We start from the raw sequence: 19,639 nt of genomic DNA, 5'->3' as shown, positions 1-19,639 counted from the left end.
GGACCGCCGCGGGCGACGATGGCGTCGCGCTAGATGTCGAGCAAGCGGCGCGCATCGAGGTACCCGCGCGAACGCGTGAGCGCCTGCCAGTCGACGGGCTCGCCTTGCGGCAGCAGGCCGCGGCGCCGTGCCTCGCTGGCGCGCGCCTCGGCACCGGGCTGCCAGCGACCGGCGCGTTCGGCGGCTTCGAAGCCGTCGAGAAACTCGTCGAGCGGCCGGCCCTCGCCGATGCTCTGGTTGCACAGCAGCGCGAGGTCGCAGCCAGCGCCGAGCGCGGCCAGCGCCGCGTCGGCGAAGCTCAGCAGTTCGCCATCGATGTAGCGGCCGGCCTCCATGCTGAGGTCGTCGCTGAAGATGGCGCCGTCGAAGCCGAAGCGGCCGCGCAGGATCTCGCGCAGCCAGCGCGGCGAGAAGCCCGCGGGCCGGCTGTCGACCTTCGGATAGATCACGTGCGCCGGCATGACCGCGGCCAGCGTGCCGCCGAGCCAGTCGTAGGGCCGCGCGTCGTCGGCCAGGATGGCCTTGAGGCTGCGCTTGTCGACCGGGATCTCGACATGCGAATCGGCATTGACCCAGCCGTGCCCCGGAAAGTGCTTGCCGCAGTTGCGCATGCCCGCGAGCAGCATGCCGTGCATCAGGCTCTTGGCCAGCAGCGCGACCACGCGCGGATCGCGGTGGAAACTGCGCGTGCCGATCACGGTGCTGCGGCCATGGTCGAGGTCGAGCACCGGCGCGAAGCTGAAGTCGACGCCGCAGGCGCGCAGTTCGCCGGCCAGCACCTGGCCCGCCGCGGTCGCGACCTGGGTGGCCTGCATCGCGTCGCGCATCCAGAGCTCGCCCAGCGACTGCATCGTCGGCAGATGGGTGAAGCCGTCGCTGCGAAAGCGCTGCACCCGCCCGCCCTCGTGGTCGACGCAGATCAGCAGGTCGGGCCGGATCGCCTTTATCTCGGCATTGAGCGCCGTCATCTGCGCGCGGCTTTCCCAGTTGCGCGCGAAGTGGATCACGCCGCCCACGCGCGGATGCGCCAGCCGGCGGCGGTCGGCATCGGTCAGCGCCGTGCCGGCCACGTCGACCACCAGCGGCGACAGAAGCAGTTCCTCGGTCTTCGCACTCATGGCGCGGGCCCATCCTTGCGTTCGACCACCACGAAGCTCGCGGCGTATTCGGTTTCGTCGGTGACGGTGACGTGGGCCGTAAGGTTCTGCGCCTCGAACCAGGTCTTGAGCTCGCCGTGCAGCACGATCACCGGCTTGCCGCTGCGCAGGTTGGCGATCTCGCACAGCCGCCAGCTCATCGGCATGCGCATGCCCATGCCGATGGCCTTGCTGAAGGCCTCCTTGGCCGAGAAACGGGTGGCGAGATAGCTGAGGCCGCGCTTGGGCCAGCGCTCGCTGCGCGCCTTCCAGACCGCGAACTCGGCGTCGCTGAGCACCCGGCGCGCGAAGCGCTCGCCCTGGCGCTCGAAGGTCGCGGCGATGCGGCGAACGTCGCAGATGTCGGTGCCGATGCCGTAGATCATGCGGCGGCGTGGGCCTCTGCGATGCAGCGCAGGTAGTCGCGCGTGGCGGCCTCGTAGCCCAGCTCGAGCGCATCGGCCACGAAGGCATGGCCGATCGAGACCTCCTGCACGCCGGGCACCGCCTTCAGGAAGGGCGTGAGGTTGTCGCGGCTCAGGTCGTGGCCGGCGTTCAGGCCCAGGCCGGCGGCGAGCGCGGCGCGCGCCGTGGCCGCGTAGCGCTCGAGCACGGCCTGCTCGTCGGGCGTGCCGCGCGAGGCCGCGAAGGATTCGGTGTAGAGCTCGACGCGGTCGGCACCGACGGCCTTGGCCGCGGCCATCATCTCGGGAATCGGGTCCATGAACAGGCTGACGCGCACACCCAGCGCCCGGGCTTCCGCGATCAGCGGGCGCAGGCGCTCGGCGTCGTCGGGGAAGGTCCAGCCATGGTCGCTGGTGGACTGGGTCTCGCTGTCGGGCACGAAGGTGGCCTGGTGGGGGCGCAGCTCGCGCACGAAGTCCATCAGGTTCTGGAACGGGTTGCCCTCGATGTTGAACTCGATGCCGGGCCAGTCTTTCGCCAGCAGCGCCGACAGGTCGTGCACGTCGTGCGTGCGGATATGGCGCGCGTCGGGCCGCGGATGCACGGTGATGCCCTGGGCGCCGGCCTGCAGACACAGGGTGGCGGCCTTCACCACGCTCGGAATGCCCAGGTGGCGCGTATTGCGCACCAGCGCGACCTTGTTGAGATTGACCGACAGCGCGGTGGTGCCGGCCGAGGCAGAGGAAGTGCTCATAGTGCTTGGATATCTCTCATCAACTGCCGCGTACGCAGCGTGGACACGCCGCAATGGTAGTTGAGCAGCGCGCGCAGCTGATTGCGCAGCGCGCTGTTGCTGCCGTTGCTCAGGGTCGCGACCAGCCGCAGCGTGGCGGTGAACGGCGCGCGGTCGTCGAGTGCGGCCTGCAACCGTTGCCAGTCGGCACCGGCCAGCGCGGCCTCGTCGTCGGCCGCCGCGCGCAGGCCGGCCTCGGCGACCAGGGCGTAGCGGGTGCCGGCTTCGAGCGACTCCAGCGTCAGGGTCTGCACATCGAGCTGCGGCAGCAGGCCGACCCCGCGCAGCAGCAGCAGCTCGAAGGCGCGCAGCGCGGCCGCCTGGGTGGCGGCCTGGGCGCCGCCATGATCGCCGGCCAGCACCTGCACCACGCCGCCATAGGCGTCGAACAGGGCCTCGTGCGCGTCGTCGCGCGCCAGCAGGCGCAGCAGCAGCTCGTTGAGGTAGTAGCCCGACAGCAGCGCATCGCCGGTGGGCATGACGTGGCCGCCCATCCATTCCGCGCCCTTGAGGGTGCGGATCTCGGCATCGCCGCCGTAGTTGATCTCCAGCGGCTGCAGCGGCAGCAGCACCGGGCGGAAGTTGGAGCTCGGCCGCTTCGCCCCCTTGGCCACGAGCGCGATGCGCCCGTGGTGGCGGGTGAAGACCTCGAGGATCAGGCTCGACTCGCTCCAGTCGTAGCGATGGAGCACATAGGCCGGTTCGTGCGAAACGCGGTGGGCGGCGGCCACTTCATTCGTAGCCGAACGAGCGCACGCGGGCCTCGTCGTCGGCCCAGCCCGAACGCACCTTGACCCAGAGTTCGAGGAACACCTTGGCATCGGCCAGCTTTTCGAGCTCGACGCGGGTTTCCATGCCGATGCGCTTGATGCGCTCGCCCTTGTCGCCGATCACCATCGCCTTGTGGCTGTCGCGCTCCACCACGATGGTGGCGGCGATGCGCAGCAGGCGCTTGTGGCCCTTCTTCTGCGGCGCTTCCTCGTCGAACTTGTCGATGACGACAGTCGAGGTGTAGGGCAGCTCGTCGCCGGTGAGGCGGAACAGCTTCTCGCGCACCAGCTCGCTGGCGAGGAACTTCTCGCTGCGGTCGGTGAGCTCGTCCTCGTCGTAGAACCAGGGCTGCTCGGGCAGGTACTTCTCGCAGATGCCGAACAGGCGCTCGACGTCCTTCGCGTTCTTGGCCGACATCGGCACGAACTCGGCGAACTCGTGCTTGGTCTGCATCTGCTGCAGCCAGGGCGCGATGTCGCCGCGGCGCCCGACGTTGTCGAGCTTGTTGGCCAGCAGGATCGTCGGGATGCCCTTGCCGAGCAGCTTGAGCACGCGCTCGTCGGCCGGCGTGAAGCTGCCGGCCTCGACCACGAACAGGATCAGGTCGACGTCGCCGACCGCGCCCTGCACGGTCTTGTTGAGCGACTTGTTCAGCGCGTTGGCATGCAGGGTCTGGAAACCCGGCGTGTCGACGAACACGAACTGCGTGGCGCCGAGCGTGCGCATGCCGGTGATGCGGTGGCGCGTGGTCTGCGCCTTGCGCGAGGTGATGCTGATCTTCTGGCCGACCAGCGCGTTGAGCAGCGTGGACTTGCCCACGTTGGGCTTGCCGACGATGGCGACCAGACCGCAGTGCTGCGGGCCCGTGGCTTCCGATGGTTTGGATTCGCCCGTCGGGTCCTGGGGCTGTGCTGCTGATTTGATAGCGTCGTTCATTTCGTTTTCACGCGCCGCCGCGTGCCTTGAGGCGGATCAACATGGCGGCGGCTGCCGCCTGCTCGCCGGCGCGGCGCGAACCGCCGATGCCGCGTTCGCGAAGGCCCAGCTCGGGCACTTCGCACTCGACGTCGAAGGTCTGCTTGTGCGCTGCCCCCAGTGTCCCCGCGACGCGGTAGACGGGCAGCTTCATTTTGTGACCCTGCAGCCATTCCTGCAATTCGGTCTTCGGGTCCTTGCCCACCGCTTCCATGCGCGGATTGATCTCGACCGCTTCGTAGAGCCGGTGCACCAGCGCCTGCGCGGCCGAGAAGCCGGCATCGAGGTAGACCGCGCCGATCAGCGCCTCGAGCGCGTCGGCCAGGATCGAGGGCCGGTTCGGACCGCCCGAGCGGGCTTCGCCCTCGCCCAGCCGCAGCAGCGGCGAGAGCGCGAGGCCCACGGCCAGCCGGTGCAGGGTGTCTTGCTTCACGAGGTTGGCGCGCACGCGCGACAGGTCGCCTTCGGGCAGGGCCGCGAGGCGGGTGTAGAGCAGGTGCGAGACCGCCAGGTTCAGCACCGAGTCGCCGAGGAACTCGAGGCGCTCGTTGTGGTCGGCGGAGAAACTGCGGTGCGTGAGCGCGAGCTGCAGCAGCCGCGGGTCGGCGAACGTGTACTTCAGGCGCGACTGGAGCGCCGTGAGGCCGCCATCCACCTTGCTTCCCTGGGCGTTCAGTTGGTCTCGCCCTTGTACTTGAGCACGAGGTAGGCGGGGCCGAACAGCGGGATCTCGCGCTCGTAGGAGAAGGCCACCACGACCTTGTCGTTGACCTTCTTGATGTCGAGGTCCTTGCCGGTGACCGACTGGAAGTCGTCGATGGCCTGGGCGCGGTCGAAGATGGCGCGGATCTCGGGCACGGTGCTGCCTTCCTTGGCCTTGTTGGCGGCCTTGTAGATCGCCTGGTACTCGATCAGCGTCGGGATGACCTGGGCGACGACGACGCCCACGCAGGCCAGCACGACGGCCACGAACACGAGCCCGATGAACGAGATGCCGCGCTGACGCGCCGCACTGTTCCGGCTGGACCGAACAGTTCTCATACCCTCATACCCCTCGAACGAATTGCTTGATGCTTATTGAAACGGACCGATGCGTCCCAGATCGCCGAAGTTCATCCAGACGAAGAAGGCCCTGCCCACGATGTTCTTGTCCGGCACGAAGCCCCAGAAACGGGAGTCGGCCGAATTATCGCGGTTGTCGCCCATCATGAAGTAGTTGCCGGCCGGCACCTTGCAGGTGACGCCTTCGACCGAGTAGCGGCAGTTCTCGCGGAAGGGGAAGTCGCTGGCGCCGGGCACGAAGGCGGGGCCGGCGTCGTCGTTGAGGATCTTGTGCTGCTTGCCCGCGAGGTTCTCGTCGAACTGCTTGAGCAGGCGCATCGACTCGCCGTCGAGGTAGTCGGGCGCGGCCTCCTTCGAGACCGGCTGGCCGTTGATGGTCAGCTTCTTGTTCAGGTAGGCCACTTCGTCGCCGGGAATGCCGACCACGCGCTTGATGTAGTCCTGGCTCGGCTTGGGCGGGTAGCGGAACACCACCACGTCGCCGCGCGCGAGCGGCGTGCCGTCGGTGATCTTGGTGTTGATCACCGGCAGCCGCAGGCCGTAGGTGAACTTGTTGACCAGGATCAGGTCGCCGGTGAGCAGCGTGGGCATCATCGAGCCCGAGGGAATCTTGAACGGCTCGTAGAGGAAGGAGCGCAGCAGGAACACGACCAGGATCACGGGGAACAGCCCGGCGGTCCAGTCGAGCCACCAGGGCTGCATCAGCAGCCGTTCGCTGGCCTTGGCGTCGGCGGTGTCGACCTGCTTGATGCCCTGCCCGGCCAGCCGTGCGTTGCGCTCGGCCAGCGAGCTCTCGAGCGCGGCAGCCGCGCGCTCGCGCCGCGGCAGGAAGTAGAAGCGCTCGGCCAGCCAGTAAAGGCCGGTGACCACCGTGGCCAGGAACAACAGCAAGGCGAAGTTGCCCTCGATCGCTCCGAAGTACCAGGCGCCGATGTAGCCGGCGAATGCCGCGAGGATGAGGGAGGTGATGAATGCCATGTTGATCAGTCTTCGACTTGCAGGATCGCGAGGAAGGCCTCTTGCGGGACCTCGACCGAGCCGATCTGCTTCATTCTTTTCTTGCCCGCCTTCTGCTTCTCGAGCAGCTTCTTCTTGCGGGTGATGTCGCCGCCGTAGCACTTGGCCAGCACGTTCTTGCGCAGCGCCTTGATTGTCTCACGCGCAATGATGTTGACCCCGATGGCGGCCTGGATGGCCACGTCGAACATCTGGCGCGAGATGATCTCGCGCATCTTCGACACCACCGCGCGGCCGCGGTACTGCGACTGGGTGCGGTGCACGATGATCGAGAGCGCGTCGACCTTCTCGCCGTTGAGCAGGATGTCGACCTTGACCACGTCGGAGGCGCGGTACTCCTTGAACTCGTAGTCCATGGAGGCATAGCCGCGGCTGACCGACTTCAGCTTGTCGAAGAAGTCGAGCACGATCTCGCCGAGCGGCATCTCGTAGGTCAGCATGACCTGGCGGCCGTGGTAGGCCATGTTCATCTGCACGCCGCGCTTCTGGTTGGCGAGCGTCATGACGGCGCCGACGTATTCCTGCGGCATGTACAGATGCACGGTCACGATCGGCTCGCGGATCTCGCTCATCTTGCCGACCTCGGGCATCTTGGACGGGTTCTCGACCATGATGACCTCGCCGTCGCTGCGCACCACCTGGTAGACCACGCTCGGCGCGGTCGTGATCAGGTCCTGGTCGAACTCGCGTTCCAGGCGCTCCTGCACGATCTCCATGTGCAGCAGGCCGAGGAAGCCGCAGCGGAAGCCGAAGCCCAGCGCCTGGCTCACCTCGGGCTCGTAGCGCAGCGACGAGTCGTTGAGCTTGAGCTTCTCGAGCGCGTCGCGCAGCGAGTCGTACTCGCTGGCCTCGGTCGGATAGAGACCGGCGAACACCTGCGGCTGGATTTCCTTGAAGCCCGGCAGCGCCTCGGTCGCGGTGGCGGCCGCACCGCCCGTGCCCGGCTTGATCAGCGTGACGGTGTCGCCGACCTTCGCGGCCTGCAGCTCCTTGATGCCCGCGATGATGTAGCCCACCTCGCCCGCCTCGAGCGAAGCGCGCGGCTCGTTGGCCGGCGTGAAGACACCGACGTTGTCGGCGTTGTAGCTGGCGCCCGAGGCCATCATCTTGATGCGGTCACCCTTTGCGAGCCGGCCGTCGACCACGCGCACCAGCATCACGACGCCGACGTACGGATCGAACCAGCTGTCGACGATCATCGCGCGCAGCGCGGCGTCGGGATTGCCGCGCGGCGCCGGCATCTTGTGCACGATCGCTTCGAGGATGTCGTCGATGCCCAGGCCGGTCTTCGCCGAACAGGGAATCGCATCGGTCGCGTCGATGCCGATCACGTCTTCGATCTCGGTGCGTGCGTTGTCGGGATCGGCGTTCGGCAGATCCATCTTGTTGAGCACGGGCACCACTTCGACACCGAGGTCGAGCGCGGTGTAGCAGTTGGCCACCGTCTGCGCTTCCACGCCTTGCGATGCATCGACGACGAGCAGCGCGCCTTCGCATGCCGACAGCGAGCGACTCACTTCATAAGAGAAGTCGACGTGGCCCGGCGTGTCGATCAGATTGAGGTTGTAGACCTGTCCATCGCGTGCCTTGTAGTGCAGTGCCGCGGTCTGTGCCTTGATGGTTATCCCACGCTCTTTCTCGATGTCCATCGAGTCGAGCACCTGCGCTTCCATCTCGCGTTCCGCGAGGCCGCCGCAGCGCTGGATCAAACGGTCTGCGAGCGTCGACTTGCCATGATCGATGTGCGCAATGATCGAAAAATTTCTGATGTGATTCATCAACGGGAACGCTTAAGTACTTGAATTGGCTCGTGCACAGAGGGCAACAGGCAAGAAAAAAGGGCGCGTCTCCTGGAGACGCGCCCTGAACCAACAAGCAATGGCAACTGCAGTAGTTGGAACTTCATTGTAGGCAAAAAGGGAAGCACGTACATCCGGGAACAGGGTCCAAACAGGTCGTTGCGGGTCAACAACAAGCAACTTATAAACAACTTATCAACAGGCTTGGTGGAGCACTCTCTGAACAACTTGTGGGCGATCTGTGGAGCGTCGGTGGACTGTCACCTAACATCTCGCATCGTGAAGGAGACCGCTCGGCTTATGCGCCGACTCGCCGCCGAGAGGCCGCTATTCTACCGAAAACGGTCCTTAGCCCTTCCTTAAGTCAGCAAACACTAACAAATCGCCGGCTTGAGGCCGATGCAGATTTTTTTAGAGCGGCGCGCCGAAGCGTCGCAAACAGCTCAAAAAAATGGCCCCAAACCCGACTGACGGGTGGGGCCACTTGACGGCACCGCCGGGATCAGCGTGCGGGCCGGATGAGCGCGTACTGCGCCCATTCGCCACGGCGGAACAGCACGCTGAGCGGCTTGCTCTTGTCGGCCTTGCCCACGGCCGACTCGAATTCGCGGGCATTCAAGACCTCGATGTTGCCCACGGCCAGGATGATGTCGCCCTCGCGCAGGCCGGCACGCGCCGCGGCCTCGTTCGAGGCGTCGACCTTCACGCCGCCCTTGAGCTTGAGCTCCTTCTTCTGCGCATCGCTCAGGTCGCTGACCGCGAGGCCCAGCGACTTGGCGGCGGCGGAAGCCTGCGGCTTGGGCGCCGGCTCCTCGCGGTCGGCGGCGCGCTTGGCCGGCTTGTCGGGCTCGATCTCGGCGATGGTCACGCTCAGGTCGCGCGAGCTGCCGCGGCGGAACACCGTCAGCGTGCTCTTGGTGCCGGGCTTGGTGTTGCCCACCAGGCGCGGCAGATCGCTCGGCTTCTCGATCGCCTTGCCGTCGAACTTGGTGATGATGTCGCCCGGCTCCACGCCGGCCTTCTCGCCCGGCGAACCGGCCTCGACGCTGCGCACCAGCGCGCCCTGCGCCTTGCCCAGGCCGATCGATTCGGCGACGTCCTTGGTGACCTGATCGATCTGCACGCCGATGCGTCCGCGCGAGACGCGGCCCGAGGTGCGCAGCTGTTCGCTCACGCGGATCGCTTCGTCGATCGGGATCGAGAACGAGATGCCCATGAAGCCGCCCGAGCGCGAATAGATCTGGCTGTTGATGCCGACGACCTCGCCGCGCATGTTGATCAGCGGACCGCCCGAGTTGCCGGGATTGATCGCCACGTCGGTCTGGATGAACGGCAGGTACTCGCCGGTGTCGCGCTGCTTGGCGCTCACGATGCCCGCGGTGACGGTGTTCTCGAGGCCGAAAGGCGAACCGATGGCCATCACCCATTCGCCCACGCGCAGCTTGGAGATGTCGCCGACCTTCACGGCCGGCAGGCCGGTGGCCTCGATCTTCACCACCGCCACGTCGGTGCGCTTGTCGGCGCCGACGATGCGGGCCTTGAACTCGCGCTTGTCGGGCAGCGTGACCATTACCTCCGAGGCGTCCTCGACCACGTGCGCATTGGTCATGACGTAGCCGTCGGCCGTCAGGATGAAACCCGAGCCCACGCCGCGCGGGCGTTCTTCTTCCTGCGGCTGCGGGCGGTTGGGGCGCGGCCCCTGGCGCGGAGCGCCGGGAATCGGCTGGCCGAAGAAGCGGCGGAAGAACTCCTGCATCTCCTCATCCATCTCGCCGCCATTGCCGCTGCGCTGCGCCACCTTCTCGACGGTGCGGATGTTGACCACCGACGGGCCGACCTGGTCGACCAGGTCGGTGAAGTCGGGCAGCGTGCGGGTGGCGGTCTGCGCCTGCACCGGCTCGGCCGGCATGAACGCCAACCCGGCCGTGAGCGCCAGCATGGACGCGAACACGCCGGAACGGAGCTTGTGTCCCTCGATCTTGAACATCATCGGTTGTCTTTCAAAGAGAACGGCTGCGACTCGAAACAGGTACTGAGAGTTTCCGCTTCTCGCCGGATCGGGCGAGAAAGGTGTCGGACATGTTCTTTTCAACGCGTGCGTGCGAGGCTCTGCGCGAAGGCGTCCAGGGTTTGCTGCGGCACTTCGCCTACCGCCGTGAGCCACCAGTCGTTGGCCGGCTCGGGCAGGCGCCTGCGGATCGCATTGGTCGCGCCGATGGTCAGCACGCCGTCGCGCGGCGCGCGCTTGGCGTCGTAGCGCTCGATGAAGAGCGACACCGAGGCGAGCCCATCGGAGAAGATCCATTGCACGGTGCGGTCCTGCGTCGCGGCGTTCTTGTCGCCGCCCGCGGCCGGCCGCCGGAAGAAGCTGCGTGGCTTGAAGCCGGCCACCGGCGCGCTCAGGGTCCAGCCCTCGTCCTGCGCGCTGGTGCGCTCGAGCTCGAGCTTCTCGATGCGATAGCCGGCGGTGTTGGCCATCATCTGCGCCAAGGCCTGGGCCTTCACGGGCACGTCGAGCTGCAGCTCGGAGAAGGCCGACTGCTCGACCACGCGCGACTGATCGTCGAGCGTCTGCAGCTTGACGACCAGCCCGGTGCGGCGCTCGCTCCAGATGCGGTAGCCGAAGCGCAGGCCGTCGTGCGGCGTCAGTTGCACCACGTCGGCGTCGAAGCCGGCCACGCGGTCCTTGCCGATGGGCCGCACGTCGTAGAACTCGCCGATCGACGAATCCTGCTTGTCGGGCAGATTGGGGAAGAGATCGAGGTTCTCGCGCTTCTCGACCTTCACCACCTTGGCTTCGGGCAGGAAGGTCATGACGCTCTGGTTGCGGCGGAAGGTCGAACGCTGCGGGCCGCTCAATGCCTCGATGCGCTCGATCTGCTGCTCGCCGTCGCGCACATGCCAGATGCGCGCACTCGACAGATCGCCGCCGGGCGCGGACACCACGAAGGTGCCGACGTAATTGCGCTGGCGCGCACCCGCGTGCATGCGCTGCAGCCACTCGGTGACGCTCATGGCGGGCGGCTCGCCCGCCGCCTGGGCCGATGCCGCGCCCCGGGTGTTCGCCGCACTGGAACGGGTCTGCGCGGAAGCGATCTGCGCGATGCAAAAAGCGGCAAGCACGAGCACGAACGCGCGTGCGGAGATCGGCATCTGAACAGTCATTGGCAGGGAAGGAGGCAGAGGCGCACGCTCAGCGCGTGGGTCCTTCGAAGGTCGCGTTGCGCAGGAAACCGGAAGGCATTTGCGAGGCGCCGCCCGCCTGCTGGTGTGCCTCGAGCAACTGGTCCAGGCGCGGATCGCGCAGCATCACCTGCGGCTTGCCGTTGCCCACGATCACGCGCGTGGGCGTGAGCGTCGAACCCTGCGCGCCGTTGGTGGCGGCCGATGCGAGCACCGGGCCCGACACGGGTTGTTGCTGCGCCAGTTGGGCACCGGCCCGGCCGTTGACGACACCGCTGCCGACCCAGCTCCAGCTGATGGCGGCCACGGCCACCAGCGAAGCGGCACCGGCCACCAGCTTCCAGCGGAAGACCGGCTCGTTGGCCGCGTCGGCGCGACGCTGCAGCGGCACCACCTGGGCCTCGGGAACGGCCGCCACGGGCCGGATCGACACCGGCTCGGCCGCCAGCCGCTGCTGGAAACGGGCCAGGAAAGCGCTGCTGTCGCTGCACGCCACGTTGGTGCTCGAACGCAGCACGTCGCCCACCACATGGTAGGCCTGCCACGCCGCGCGGTATTCCTCGTCGCCGCAGACCTTGTCGATGGCCTGCGCGAACTCGTCGCCCTGCAAATGACCATCCGCGAGCGCCGACACCTGTTCTCGAACCGTCATCGTCTGATTCATTTCGTTCACCTGATTTTGCTTACCAACGCTTGCCTGACTGGTTGTCGAGCAGCGGTTTGACCCTGGCCGAAATGGCCTCGCGCGCACGGAAGATCCGCGAACGCACGGTGCCGATAGGGCAATCCATGACTTCGGCAATCTCTTCGTAACTCATGCCCTCGATCTCGCGCAGCGTGACTGCCTGGCGCAACTCCGCGGGGAGCGCTTCCATGGCGGACTCGACCGCGGCCGCGATTTCGTTGGCCGCCATGACCGATTCGGGGGTTTCGTCGGTGGTTGGTTCGTTTCCCGGACGGTAAGTTTCATCGTCGTCCTCGGAAGAAGGCCGCAGGGCGCTTTCCGAGATGGTCGGGTCGCGCTTCATGTCGACCAGCGCCTTCTTCGCGGTGTTCACCGCGATCCGGTAGAGCCAGGTGTAGAACTGCGCCTCGCCGCGGAATTGGTGCAGTGCACGATAGGCGCGGATGAAAGTTTCCTGCGCGATGTCCTCGACCAGGTCGACATCGCGCACCATGCGCCCGATCAGGCGCTCGATGCGGCGCTGGTACTTGATGACCAGCAGCTCGAAGGCCTTCTGGTCGCCCGCCACCGTGCGCTGCACGAGCTGGAAGTCGATCTCGCCCGGACGCGGCGCCGCAGCGGCGTCGGTCAAGCCGGAATCCGGCGGCACGGGCGGCGGGGACGTGGTCATCGAGAGGGGGATTTCAGGGTGCGTCGGCGGGTGCGGTCGCGCGCCAGACATCGCCGCCGGTGTCGGCTGCGGGGGGGCGCGAATATACCGCACGGCGCAGATCGCGCCAGCGCTCGGGCATCGTCTGCCGCTCGACCCAGAGCCAGCGATGCGGCCGGCCCGGTTCGCTCAGGCGCAGCAGCAGCAGCGATTGCAGGTCGAGCGCGACGACGGCGCGCGCGGCCAGGACCGAGCGCGCCGGATCCGCGGCATCGGAAGCCGCGGGTGCCAGCGACCAGAACTGGCCGTCGAAATGAAGAAGACCCGCGCCGTCGCGGCGCAGGCCGATGCCAGCGGCCGCCCCTGCGAACAGCACGCTGAGCAGCAGCAGCGCATGGCGCCAGCCAACGCTATCGAAAAAGTAGCAGGACGCACCCGCGCAGAGCGCGCCGAGTGCCCAGACCACGGTCAGGAGGCGGGCTGCGCCACGCGAGCGCCCCACCGGGTAGGTCACCGACGGTGCGCCGTGCATGGGAGATGAAGACTCAAGCGCGCTTGAACACCAGCGTGCCGTTGGTGCCGCCGAAGCCGAAGTTGTTCTTGACCGCGACATCGATCTTCAGATCGCGCGCCTCGTTGGCGCAGTAGTCGAGATCGCACTCCGGATCCTGGTTGAAGATATTGATCGTCGGCGGGCTCTTCTGGTGATGCAGGGCCAGCACCGTGAACACCGATTCGATGCCGCCCGCGCCGCCCAGCAGGTGGCCGGTCATGGACTTGGTCGAATTCACGACCAGCTTCTTCGCATGGTCGCCGAAGGCGTTCTTGATCGCATTCGTCTCGTTGAGGTCGCCGAGCTGCGTCGAGGTGCCGTGCGCATTGAGGTACTGCACCTGGTCGGGGTTGACCCCCGCATTGGCGAGCGCCATGACCATCGAGCGGCGCGGGCCGTCGACGTCGGGCGCCGTCATGTGGTACGCATCGCCCGTCAGGCCGAAGCCCGCGACTTCGGCGTAGATCTTGGCGCCGCGTGCCTTGGCATGTTCGTACTCCTCGAGCACGACCACGCCCGCACCCTCGCCGAGCACGAAGCCGTCGCGATCCTTGTCCCACGGACGCGAGGCCGTAGCGGGATCGTCGTTGCGCGTGCTGAGCGCGCGCGGCGCGGTGAAGCCACCGATGCCGAGCGGGGAGATGGTCGACTCGGCGCCGCCCGCGATCATCACGTCGGCGTCGCCGTACTCGATCATGCGCGCCGAGGTGCCGATGGCATGCAGGCCGGTGGTGCAGGCGGTGACCACGGCGATGTTCGGGCCCTTGAAGCCGTACTTGATCGACACGTGGCCCGAGATCATGTTGATGATCGACGCCGGCACGAAGAACGGCGACACGCGGCGCGGACCGCGGTTCACCAGCTCGCCGTGCGTGGCCTCGATCATCGGCAGGCCGCCGATGCCCGAACCGATGTTGCAGCCGATGCGGACCGCTTCCTCGTACGGGAGTTCTTCGCCGGTCTTGAGCCCGCTGTCCTGCACCGCCTGGATCGCGGCGGCCATCCCGAGATGGATAAAGCGGTCCATGTGGCGCGCTTCCTTCTCGGAGATGTATTGGGCAATGTCGAAACCCTTCACCTCGCCCGCGAATTTGCAGGCGAAGGCGCTCGCATCGAACGCGGTGATGTTCGCGATGCCCGAATTTCCCGCCAACAGGTTGGCCCAGGAATCGGCCACCGTGTTTCCGACGGGAGCGATGCAACCGAGTCCGGTCACGACGACGCGGCGTTTGGTCATGCCGGCAAACCTTTCTGGAAGCGCTGGACGACGGCCGCTCGGCGCATGCGGTTCCGAAAGAAAGCCGCCGGCCGCCGCAGTGTCGTCAGTTGGGGCCGATCAGGCCTTTTGATTCTTGGTGGCGTAGTCGACGGCGTTTTGCACCGTGGTGATCTTTTCGGCGTCTTCGTCGGGGATCTCGATGCCGAATTCGTCTTCGAGTGCCATCACGAGTTCGACCGTGTCGAGCGAGTCAGCGCCGAGGTCGGCCACGAAAGCCTTTTCGTTCGTCACTTGGGACTCTTCCACGCCGAGCTGCTCGGCGATGATTTTCTTGACACGTGCTTCGATATCGCTCATTTGATTCCCTCTGAGGGTTGTAGGTAACCGGTGGATTTTAGCCGGGCGGATTGCGAGCTTCCCCGCAGGCCCGGCACGACGAAAAGCTTGCGCCTTGCGGCTACATGTGCATGCCGCCGTTGACGTGCAGTTCCTGCCCCGTCACGTAGGCGGCCTGGGGAGATGCGAGGTACGCCACCGCATGCGCGATGTCGGCGGGCTTGCCCAGATGGCCCAGCGGGATTTGTTGCAGCAGCGCCTGCTGCTGCGCTTCGGGCAGGCTGGCCGTCATGTCGGTCTCGATGAAACCGGGGGCGACGCAGTTGACCGTGATGTTGCGGCTGCCGAGCTCGCGCGCCAGTGCGCGCGTCATGCCGGCCACGCCGGCCTTGGCGGCCGCGTAGTTGGCCTGGCCGGCATTGCCGGAGGCGCCGACCACGCTGGTGATGCTGATGATGCGGCCGTAGCGCTGCTTCATCATCGGGCGGATCACGGCGCGCGACAGGCCGAAGACGGCCTTCAGGTTGGTGTCGAGCACCGCATCCCAGTCGTCGTCCTTCATGCGCATCGCGAGCGTGTCGCGCGTGATGCCGGCGTTGTTGACCAGCACATGGATCGCGCCGTAGGCCTTCACGATCTCGTCGATCAGCGCCTCGACGGCCGCGCCGTCGTTCACGTTCAGCGCACGACCGCGGCCGTCGTAGGCGCTGAGCATGGCGGTGATCTTGGACGCGCCCTCTTCCGTGGTGCCGGTGCCGACCACCTTGAGGCCGCGCTGCGCGAGCTCCAGGGCGATGGCCGCGCCGATGCCGCGCGATGCGCCGGTGACCAGGGCGACTTGCCCTTCGAATTTGGGAATGCTCATAAGAAGAAAGAGATCTCTGGGCCTGGCACCGGTCAGCCGGCGAGCGATTGTCGAACGTCGGCGAGCGTGGCCGGGTCGTACACCGACGCGGCTTCGAGCTCGGGGGCGATGCGCTTGGCCATGCCGGCCAGCACCTTGCCCGGACCGCACTCGATGATGGCGGCTACACCGCGCAGTTTCAAGGCCTGCACGCTTTCGACCCAGCGAACCGGGCCGGCGGCCTGGCGCACGAGTGCGTCGCGGATACGGTCGGCGTCGGTCTCGACCGCCACGTCGATGTTGTTGAGCACCGGGATCTGCGGCGCGGCCAGCGTCACCGAAGCCAGCTTCTCGCGCAGCGCTTCGGCCGCGGGCTTCATCAGGCTCGAATGGAACGGGGCCGACACCGGCAGCGGCAGCGCGCGCTTGGCGCCGTTGGCCTTCAGCGTCTCGCAGGCCTTCTCGACCGCCGCCTTGCTGCCCGCGATCACGGTCTGCATCGGGTCGTTGAAATTCACGGCTTCCACCACTTCGGCGCTGCCGGCGCCGAACGAGGCAGTGACTTCCTGGCAGTTGGCGATGACCTTGGCAGCCTCCATCCCGAGGATGGCGGCCATGGCGCCGGTGCCGACCGGCACGGCCTGTTGCATCGCCTGGGCACGGAAGCGCACCAGCGGCGCCGCCTGCGCGAGCGTCAGCACGCCCGATGCCACCAGTGCCGAATATTCGCCGAGCGAATGGCCGGCCACCACCGACGGCGTGGCGCCGCCTTCGGCCAGCCAGGCGCGCCAGGCGGCCACACCGGCCACCAGCATCACGGGCTGGGTGTTGGTGGTGAGCGCCAGCGCTTCCTTCGGGCCGCTCTTGATCAGCGCGCCGAGATCTTCGCCGAGCGCTTCGGAAGCTTCGCGCAGCGTTTCGGCCACGGCCGGGTGATCGCCCCAGGCATCGAGCATGCCGACCGCCTGCGAACCCTGACCCGGAAAGACAAAAGCAAAGGATTTCATTGTTGTATGCGTCACGTCACGCGGCCCGCCTAGGCAGGACCGGCTGTCTCGCCCACTAATTACTACAGATTCAGCAGCACCGCGCCCCAGGTGAAACCGCCACCCACGCCTTCGAGCATGAGGGTTTCACCCTTCTTCACCTTGCCGGAACGCACCGCTTCGTCGAGCGCCAGCGGAATCGAGGCCGCGGACGTGTTGCCGTGCTCGTTGACGGTGACGACCAGCCGCTCCCGCGGCAGCTTCAGCTTCTTGGCCGTGCCTTCCATGATGCGGATGTTGGCCTGGTGCGGAATCAGCCAGTCGATGTCGGCCTCGGTCTTGCCGGCCTTGGCCAGCGTGGCGCGCGCGGCTTCCTCGAGCACGCGCACCGCGAGCTTGAAGACCGCCTGGCCGTCCATGTGCAGCAGCGGCGTGCCGAGCACGTTGCCGCCCGACACGTGGCCGGGCACGCAAAGAATGCCGACATGCTTGCCGTCCGCATGCAGGTCGGTCGCCAGGATGCCGGGCTCGTCGCTGGCTTCCAGCACCACCGCGCCGGCGCCGTCGCCGAACAGCACGCAGGTGGTGCGGTCGTTGAAATCGAGGATGCGCGAGAACACCTCGGCGCCGATCACCAGCGCGCAGCGTGCGCTGCCGGTGCGGATCATGGCGTCGGCCACGGTCAGCGCATAGACGAAGCCGCTGCACACGGCCTGCACGTCGAAAGCCGGGCAGCCGGCGATGCCGAGCTTGTTCTGGAGGATGGCCGCCGACGAGGGGAACACCATGTCGGGGGTCGAGGTGGCCACGATGATCAGGTCGACATCCGTTGCCTTGCGTCCCGCCGCCTCGAGGGCGTGGCGGGCGGCATGCAGGCCCAGGTCGCTGCTGCCCACGTCGGGCGCTGCGAAATGGCGCGCATGGATGCCGGTGCGCTCGACGATCCACTGATCGGAGGTCTCGATGCCGCGCGCCGCCAGTTCCTTGGCGAGATCGTCGTTGGTCACCCGGCGCGGCGGCAGATAGCTGCCGGTGCCGGTGATGCGTGAATATGGGCTCATCAAAACGTGAAACTAGACCGCGTCGGCCGTCGCCGCCGATTCCTGCCGCGCAAGCAAAGGCGCGGCGTGGGCGATACGGGCCCGAACGCGATCGAGCAGGTTGTTGCGAGCGGCATCATAAGCGCGATCCAGCGCATGGCCGAAAGCCGTCTCATCGGCCGAACCGTGGCTCTTGAAAACCAGTCCACGCAGGCCCAGCAGTGCCGCGCCGTTGTAGCGACGATGATCCAACCTGTTTTTGAACGCTTTTAAGACCGGATAAGCCACGATGGCAGCAAGCTTCGTGAAGATGCTTCGCGAGAACTCGACGCGAATGAACTCGCCGATCATCGAAGCCACACCCTCGCTGGCCTTCAACGCCACGTTGCCGACGAAACCGTCGCAGACCACGATGTCGGTCGTGCCCTTGAAGATGTCGTTGCCTTCCACGTTGCCGTAGAAGTTCAAATCCTTGGAATTGGCAGCCGTACGCAGCAGTTGGCTGGCTTTTTTGATCGTTTCGCTGCCCTTGATCGCTTCCTCGCCCACGTTGAGCAAGCCGACCGAAGGCGACTCGTTGCCGGTCAGCGCCGACACCAGCGCCGAGCCGAGCACGGCAAACTGAAGCAGGTCCTCGGCATCGCAATCCACGTTGGCGCCAAGGTCAAGCACCGTCGTGGCGCCACCCTTCGCGTTCGGCAACTGGGGCGCGATGGCGGGCCGGTCGATGCCGTCGAGCGTCTTGAGCAGGTAGCGCGCGATGGCCATCAGCGCGCCCGTGTTGCCGGCGGAAATCGCGGCCTGCGCCGCGCCATCCTTCACCTGCTGGATCGCGACCCGCATCGACGAGTCTTTCTTCTTGCGCAGCGCGATCTCGATCGGATCGTCCATGCCGACCACTTCGCTGGCCGGAACGATCCGGGCGCGAGGATGCGCGGCAAAGCCAGCCAGCGCATCGGGCGCGCCGACCAGCAACAGCGAGGCCTCGGGATGGCGCTCGAGAAAAGCACGGCAGGCCGCGAGCGTGACGCGCGGGCCATGGTCGCCCCCCATGCAATCGACGGCGAGCGTGATTGCCGAAGGCGCAGCAGTGGAAGCCGGGGAAGAAGAAGGCGTAGCCATCAAAACAAAGGCCCGATGCTACAAAAAAAGTAGCTTCGGGCCTTGGCCTTGGAGTGCGAAATCAGGCTTCGGACTTGTTCTTGAGCACCTGACGGCCGCGGTAGAAACCGTTGGGGCTGATGTGGTGACGCAGGTGCGTTTCGCCGGTGGTCGGCTCGACGGCGATGCCGGGCACGCCCAGGGCATTGTGGGAACGGTGCATGCCGCGCTTGGAAGGCGACTTCTTGTTTTGCTGGACGGCCATGATGGCTCCTGGACGGTAAGGTGGGTGAGAGGATGCGGGCTCAGGCTGTAGCAGTGAGGCGGCATGAAGGACATGCCCAGATTCCGAAAGCCCCGAAAGTCTTCTCCGAAATCTGCACTGCTGCGTACGGCGGCGCGCGCGAAGCCCATGATTATAGCCCAGACTGCCCGGATGGGGCTAGTCGCCCTGTCCGGGCTTGCTCGAACGCAACGCACCCAGCACGGCGAAGGGGTTCTCGCGCTCCTTGTCGGGCGACTCGAAATCCGGATCGACGGCCGAGAGCTGGACCGGCGCCGGGCACACGTCATGCACCGGCATGACCGGGATTTCCATCAGCAGTTCGTCCTCGATGAGCGCGTGCAGGTCGAAATCGCGGCTCGCGACCAGCAGGTCCTCCTCGGACTCTTCGTCCTGAACCGCCGCGGTCTCTTCATCGGCCACGAAGCGGAACCAGCGGTCGACCTGCACCGGCGTGTCGACCGGCGACAGGCAGCGCTGGCAGACCAGCGGCACGGTGGCCTCGGCCGTCAGGTGCAGCCAGGGCTCTTCGCGGCCGTCCGCGCCGACGCGCTGCTCGCCATCGGCCTCCCAATGCACCACGGCATCGGAAGGAGCCTCGGCCGCCATCTCGTCGACCAGCCGGGTGTAGTTGCGCACCGGATCGTCGGCGGACAGGGTGGCCGCCGCGGCGGCAAAACCGGCGACATCGAGCCGGCCGGGGGCAAATTCTCTCTTCATCCGCCCCAGTCTAGCGCGCCGACGCCGGCTTTCCTGTCGGGCCGACCCCGAAGGGGTTGTTGGGCCTCCCTCACAATCGCCG

23 protein-coding genes are annotated in these 19,639 nt (G+C 66.7%); 1 reads left to right on the top strand and 22 read right to left on the bottom strand.

Going from position 1 to position 19,639, the window contains the following annotated elements; translation table 11 throughout:
• Positions 1 to 29 precede the first annotated feature (29 nt).
• The 11 genes from nagZ to AC07RM_RS29120 all read right to left on the bottom strand — a co-directional run bounded on the left by nagZ (position 30) and on the right by AC07RM_RS29120 (position 10,973).
• Complete coding sequence (nagZ, locus tag AC07RM_RS29170) at positions 30 to 1,118, bottom strand: beta-N-acetylhexosaminidase (RefSeq protein ID WP_495336753.1); 1,089 nt, start codon at positions 1,116 to 1,118, stop codon at positions 30 to 32.
• Positions 1,115 to 1,522: a holo-ACP synthase gene (acpS, locus tag AC07RM_RS29165; RefSeq protein WP_057592281.1), complete on the bottom strand. Its 408-nt coding sequence runs from the start codon at positions 1,520 to 1,522 to the stop codon at positions 1,115 to 1,117. The genes nagZ and acpS overlap by 4 nt, the downstream gene beginning before the upstream one ends.
• Positions 1,519 to 2,295 carry a pyridoxine 5'-phosphate synthase gene (locus tag AC07RM_RS29160; RefSeq protein ID WP_093348696.1) on the bottom strand — a complete coding sequence of 259 codons (777 nt, stop codon included), beginning with the start codon at positions 2,293 to 2,295 and terminating at the stop codon, positions 1,519 to 1,521. The genes acpS and AC07RM_RS29160 overlap by 4 nt, the downstream gene beginning before the upstream one ends.
• The gene (gene recO, locus AC07RM_RS29155) at positions 2,292 to 3,065 is read right to left on the bottom strand and encodes a DNA repair protein RecO (RefSeq protein ID WP_296780124.1); all 774 of its coding nucleotides are present in this window, start codon (positions 3,063 to 3,065) and stop codon (positions 2,292 to 2,294) included. Before recO ends, AC07RM_RS29160 begins: the two co-directional genes overlap by 4 nt.
• 1 nt (position 3,066) lies before the next feature.
• Positions 3,067 to 4,041, bottom strand: coding sequence for a GTPase Era (era, locus tag AC07RM_RS29150; protein ID WP_490876548.1), 975 nt, complete (start codon positions 4,039 to 4,041; stop codon positions 3,067 to 3,069).
• 7 nt (positions 4,042 to 4,048) lie between these two features.
• Positions 4,049 to 4,735: a ribonuclease III gene (gene rnc, locus AC07RM_RS29145; RefSeq protein WP_093348689.1), complete on the bottom strand. Its 687-nt coding sequence runs from the start codon at positions 4,733 to 4,735 to the stop codon at positions 4,049 to 4,051.
• Positions 4,736 to 4,752: 17 nt separating this feature from the next.
• Complete coding sequence (locus AC07RM_RS29140; protein ID WP_093348686.1) at positions 4,753 to 5,121, bottom strand: DUF4845 domain-containing protein; 369 nt, start codon at positions 5,119 to 5,121, stop codon at positions 4,753 to 4,755.
• A gap of 33 nt (positions 5,122 to 5,154) precedes the next feature.
• Positions 5,155 to 6,120 carry a signal peptidase I gene (gene lepB, locus AC07RM_RS29135; RefSeq protein ID WP_208513649.1) on the bottom strand — a complete coding sequence of 322 codons (966 nt, stop codon included), beginning with the start codon at positions 6,118 to 6,120 and terminating at the stop codon, positions 5,155 to 5,157.
• A gap of 5 nt (positions 6,121 to 6,125) precedes the next feature.
• Positions 6,126 to 7,937 (bottom strand): translation elongation factor 4, encoded by a 1,812-nt coding sequence (gene lepA, locus AC07RM_RS29130; protein ID WP_208513648.1) that lies wholly within the window; start codon positions 7,935 to 7,937, stop codon positions 6,126 to 6,128.
• Between the two features lie 523 nt (positions 7,938 to 8,460).
• Positions 8,461 to 9,948, bottom strand: coding sequence for a DegQ family serine endoprotease (locus AC07RM_RS29125; RefSeq protein WP_296780111.1), 1,488 nt, complete (start codon positions 9,946 to 9,948; stop codon positions 8,461 to 8,463).
• Between the two features lie 98 nt (positions 9,949 to 10,046).
• Positions 10,047 to 10,973: a MucB/RseB C-terminal domain-containing protein gene (locus tag AC07RM_RS29120; protein WP_256222763.1), complete on the bottom strand. Its 927-nt coding sequence runs from the start codon at positions 10,971 to 10,973 to the stop codon at positions 10,047 to 10,049.
• On the opposite strand from AC07RM_RS29120, the gene AC07RM_RS29115 reads away from it, so the two are divergent.
• Positions 10,963 to 11,115, top strand: a complete 153-nt coding sequence (locus AC07RM_RS29115; RefSeq protein WP_256222762.1) for a hypothetical protein — start codon at positions 10,963 to 10,965, stop codon at positions 11,113 to 11,115. The two genes, AC07RM_RS29120 and AC07RM_RS29115, sit on opposite strands and share 11 nt — an antisense overlap.
• A 36-nt stretch (positions 11,116 to 11,151) precedes the next feature.
• Here AC07RM_RS29115 and AC07RM_RS29110 read toward each other — a convergent pair whose 3' ends face one another.
• From AC07RM_RS29110 to AC07RM_RS29060, 11 genes are all read right to left on the bottom strand, one after another.
• On the bottom strand, positions 11,152 to 11,805 hold the full coding sequence (locus tag AC07RM_RS29110) for a sigma-E factor negative regulatory protein (RefSeq protein WP_495336752.1): 654 nt from the start codon (positions 11,803 to 11,805) through the stop codon (positions 11,152 to 11,154).
• Positions 11,806 to 11,824: 19 nt separating this feature from the next.
• The gene (gene rpoE, locus AC07RM_RS29105) at positions 11,825 to 12,496 is read right to left on the bottom strand and encodes an RNA polymerase sigma factor RpoE (protein ID WP_093348670.1); all 672 of its coding nucleotides are present in this window, start codon (positions 12,494 to 12,496) and stop codon (positions 11,825 to 11,827) included.
• 13 nt (positions 12,497 to 12,509) lie between these two features.
• Positions 12,510 to 13,007: a hypothetical protein gene (locus AC07RM_RS29100; RefSeq protein WP_093348668.1), complete on the bottom strand. Its 498-nt coding sequence runs from the start codon at positions 13,005 to 13,007 to the stop codon at positions 12,510 to 12,512.
• 13 nt (positions 13,008 to 13,020) lie between these two features.
• Positions 13,021 to 14,265, bottom strand: a complete 1,245-nt coding sequence (gene fabF, locus AC07RM_RS29095; RefSeq protein WP_057592294.1) for a beta-ketoacyl-ACP synthase II — start codon at positions 14,263 to 14,265, stop codon at positions 13,021 to 13,023.
• 99 nt (positions 14,266 to 14,364) lie between these two features.
• Entirely contained in the window at positions 14,365 to 14,604 is a 240-nt protein-coding gene (acpP, locus tag AC07RM_RS29090) for an acyl carrier protein (RefSeq protein ID WP_007830471.1), read from the bottom strand.
• Positions 14,605 to 14,704: 100 nt separating this feature from the next.
• Positions 14,705 to 15,448, bottom strand: a complete 744-nt coding sequence (fabG, locus tag AC07RM_RS29085) for a 3-oxoacyl-ACP reductase FabG (protein WP_057592295.1) — start codon at positions 15,446 to 15,448, stop codon at positions 14,705 to 14,707.
• A gap of 32 nt (positions 15,449 to 15,480) precedes the next feature.
• Positions 15,481 to 16,434: an ACP S-malonyltransferase gene (fabD, locus tag AC07RM_RS29080; RefSeq protein WP_490876550.1), complete on the bottom strand. Its 954-nt coding sequence runs from the start codon at positions 16,432 to 16,434 to the stop codon at positions 15,481 to 15,483.
• A 62-nt stretch (positions 16,435 to 16,496) separates the two neighbouring features.
• Positions 16,497 to 17,474, bottom strand: a complete 978-nt coding sequence (locus AC07RM_RS29075) for a beta-ketoacyl-ACP synthase III (protein ID WP_057592297.1) — start codon at positions 17,472 to 17,474, stop codon at positions 16,497 to 16,499.
• Positions 17,475 to 17,486: 12 nt separating this feature from the next.
• On the bottom strand, positions 17,487 to 18,575 hold the full coding sequence (gene plsX, locus AC07RM_RS29070) for a phosphate acyltransferase PlsX (RefSeq protein WP_398498853.1): 1,089 nt from the start codon (positions 18,573 to 18,575) through the stop codon (positions 17,487 to 17,489).
• A gap of 61 nt (positions 18,576 to 18,636) precedes the next feature.
• Complete coding sequence (gene rpmF / locus AC07RM_RS29065) at positions 18,637 to 18,819, bottom strand: 50S ribosomal protein L32 (RefSeq protein ID WP_057592299.1); 183 nt, start codon at positions 18,817 to 18,819, stop codon at positions 18,637 to 18,639.
• Between the two features lie 177 nt (positions 18,820 to 18,996).
• Positions 18,997 to 19,557, bottom strand: coding sequence for a YceD family protein (locus AC07RM_RS29060; RefSeq protein WP_495336751.1), 561 nt, complete (start codon positions 19,555 to 19,557; stop codon positions 18,997 to 18,999).
• Positions 19,558 to 19,639: the final 82 nt, after the last annotated feature.

Source organism: Variovorax sp. GW821-FHT09B05 (assembly GCF_059418265.1).
Note: the sequence above shows the minus strand (reverse complement) of the source record. Positions and strands in the feature narration are given on the sequence as shown.

What these genes read in the sequence shown, in the direction of transcription:
- lepA (WP_208513648.1), bottom strand. Translation starts at nt 7,937, where the DNA reads ATGAATCACATCAGAAATTTTTCGATCATTGCGCACATCGATCATGGC.
- AC07RM_RS29120 (WP_256222763.1), bottom strand. Translation starts at nt 10,973, where the DNA reads ATGAGCGTCACCGAGTGGCTGCAGCGCATGCACGCGGGTGCGCGCCAG.
- rpoE (WP_093348670.1), bottom strand. Translation starts at nt 12,496, where the DNA reads ATGACCACGTCCCCGCCGCCCGTGCCGCCGGATTCCGGCTTGACCGAC.
- AC07RM_RS29100 (WP_093348668.1), bottom strand. Translation starts at nt 13,007, where the DNA reads ATGCACGGCGCACCGTCGGTGACCTACCCGGTGGGGCGCTCGCGTGGC.
- acpP (WP_007830471.1), bottom strand. Translation starts at nt 14,604, where the DNA reads ATGAGCGATATCGAAGCACGTGTCAAGAAAATCATCGCCGAGCAGCTC.
- AC07RM_RS29125 (WP_296780111.1), bottom strand. Translation starts at nt 9,948, where the DNA reads ATGATGTTCAAGATCGAGGGACACAAGCTCCGTTCCGGCGTGTTCGCG.
- rpmF (WP_057592299.1), bottom strand. Translation starts at nt 18,819, where the DNA reads ATGGCCGTCCAGCAAAACAAGAAGTCGCCTTCCAAGCGCGGCATGCAC.
- AC07RM_RS29075 (WP_057592297.1), bottom strand. Translation starts at nt 17,474, where the DNA reads ATGAGCCCATATTCACGCATCACCGGCACCGGCAGCTATCTGCCGCCG.
- plsX (WP_398498853.1), bottom strand. Translation starts at nt 18,575, where the DNA reads ATGGCTACGCCTTCTTCTTCCCCGGCTTCCACTGCTGCGCCTTCGGCA.
- fabD (WP_490876550.1), bottom strand. Translation starts at nt 16,434, where the DNA reads ATGAAATCCTTTGCTTTTGTCTTTCCGGGTCAGGGTTCGCAGGCGGTC.
- nagZ (WP_495336753.1), bottom strand. Translation starts at nt 1,118, where the DNA reads ATGAGTGCGAAGACCGAGGAACTGCTTCTGTCGCCGCTGGTGGTCGAC.
- AC07RM_RS29160 (WP_093348696.1), bottom strand. Translation starts at nt 2,295, where the DNA reads ATGAGCACTTCCTCTGCCTCGGCCGGCACCACCGCGCTGTCGGTCAAT.
- AC07RM_RS29110 (WP_495336752.1), bottom strand. Translation starts at nt 11,805, where the DNA reads ATGAATCAGACGATGACGGTTCGAGAACAGGTGTCGGCGCTCGCGGAT.
- lepB (WP_208513649.1), bottom strand. Translation starts at nt 6,120, where the DNA reads ATGGCATTCATCACCTCCCTCATCCTCGCGGCATTCGCCGGCTACATC.
- acpS (WP_057592281.1), bottom strand. Translation starts at nt 1,522, where the DNA reads ATGATCTACGGCATCGGCACCGACATCTGCGACGTTCGCCGCATCGCC.
- fabG (WP_057592295.1), bottom strand. Translation starts at nt 15,448, where the DNA reads ATGAGCATTCCCAAATTCGAAGGGCAAGTCGCCCTGGTCACCGGCGCA.
- fabF (WP_057592294.1), bottom strand. Translation starts at nt 14,265, where the DNA reads ATGACCAAACGCCGCGTCGTCGTGACCGGACTCGGTTGCATCGCTCCC.
- AC07RM_RS29060 (WP_495336751.1), bottom strand. Translation starts at nt 19,557, where the DNA reads ATGAAGAGAGAATTTGCCCCCGGCCGGCTCGATGTCGCCGGTTTTGCC.
- AC07RM_RS29140 (WP_093348686.1), bottom strand. Translation starts at nt 5,121, where the DNA reads ATGAGAACTGTTCGGTCCAGCCGGAACAGTGCGGCGCGTCAGCGCGGC.
- era (WP_490876548.1), bottom strand. Translation starts at nt 4,041, where the DNA reads ATGAACGACGCTATCAAATCAGCAGCACAGCCCCAGGACCCGACGGGC.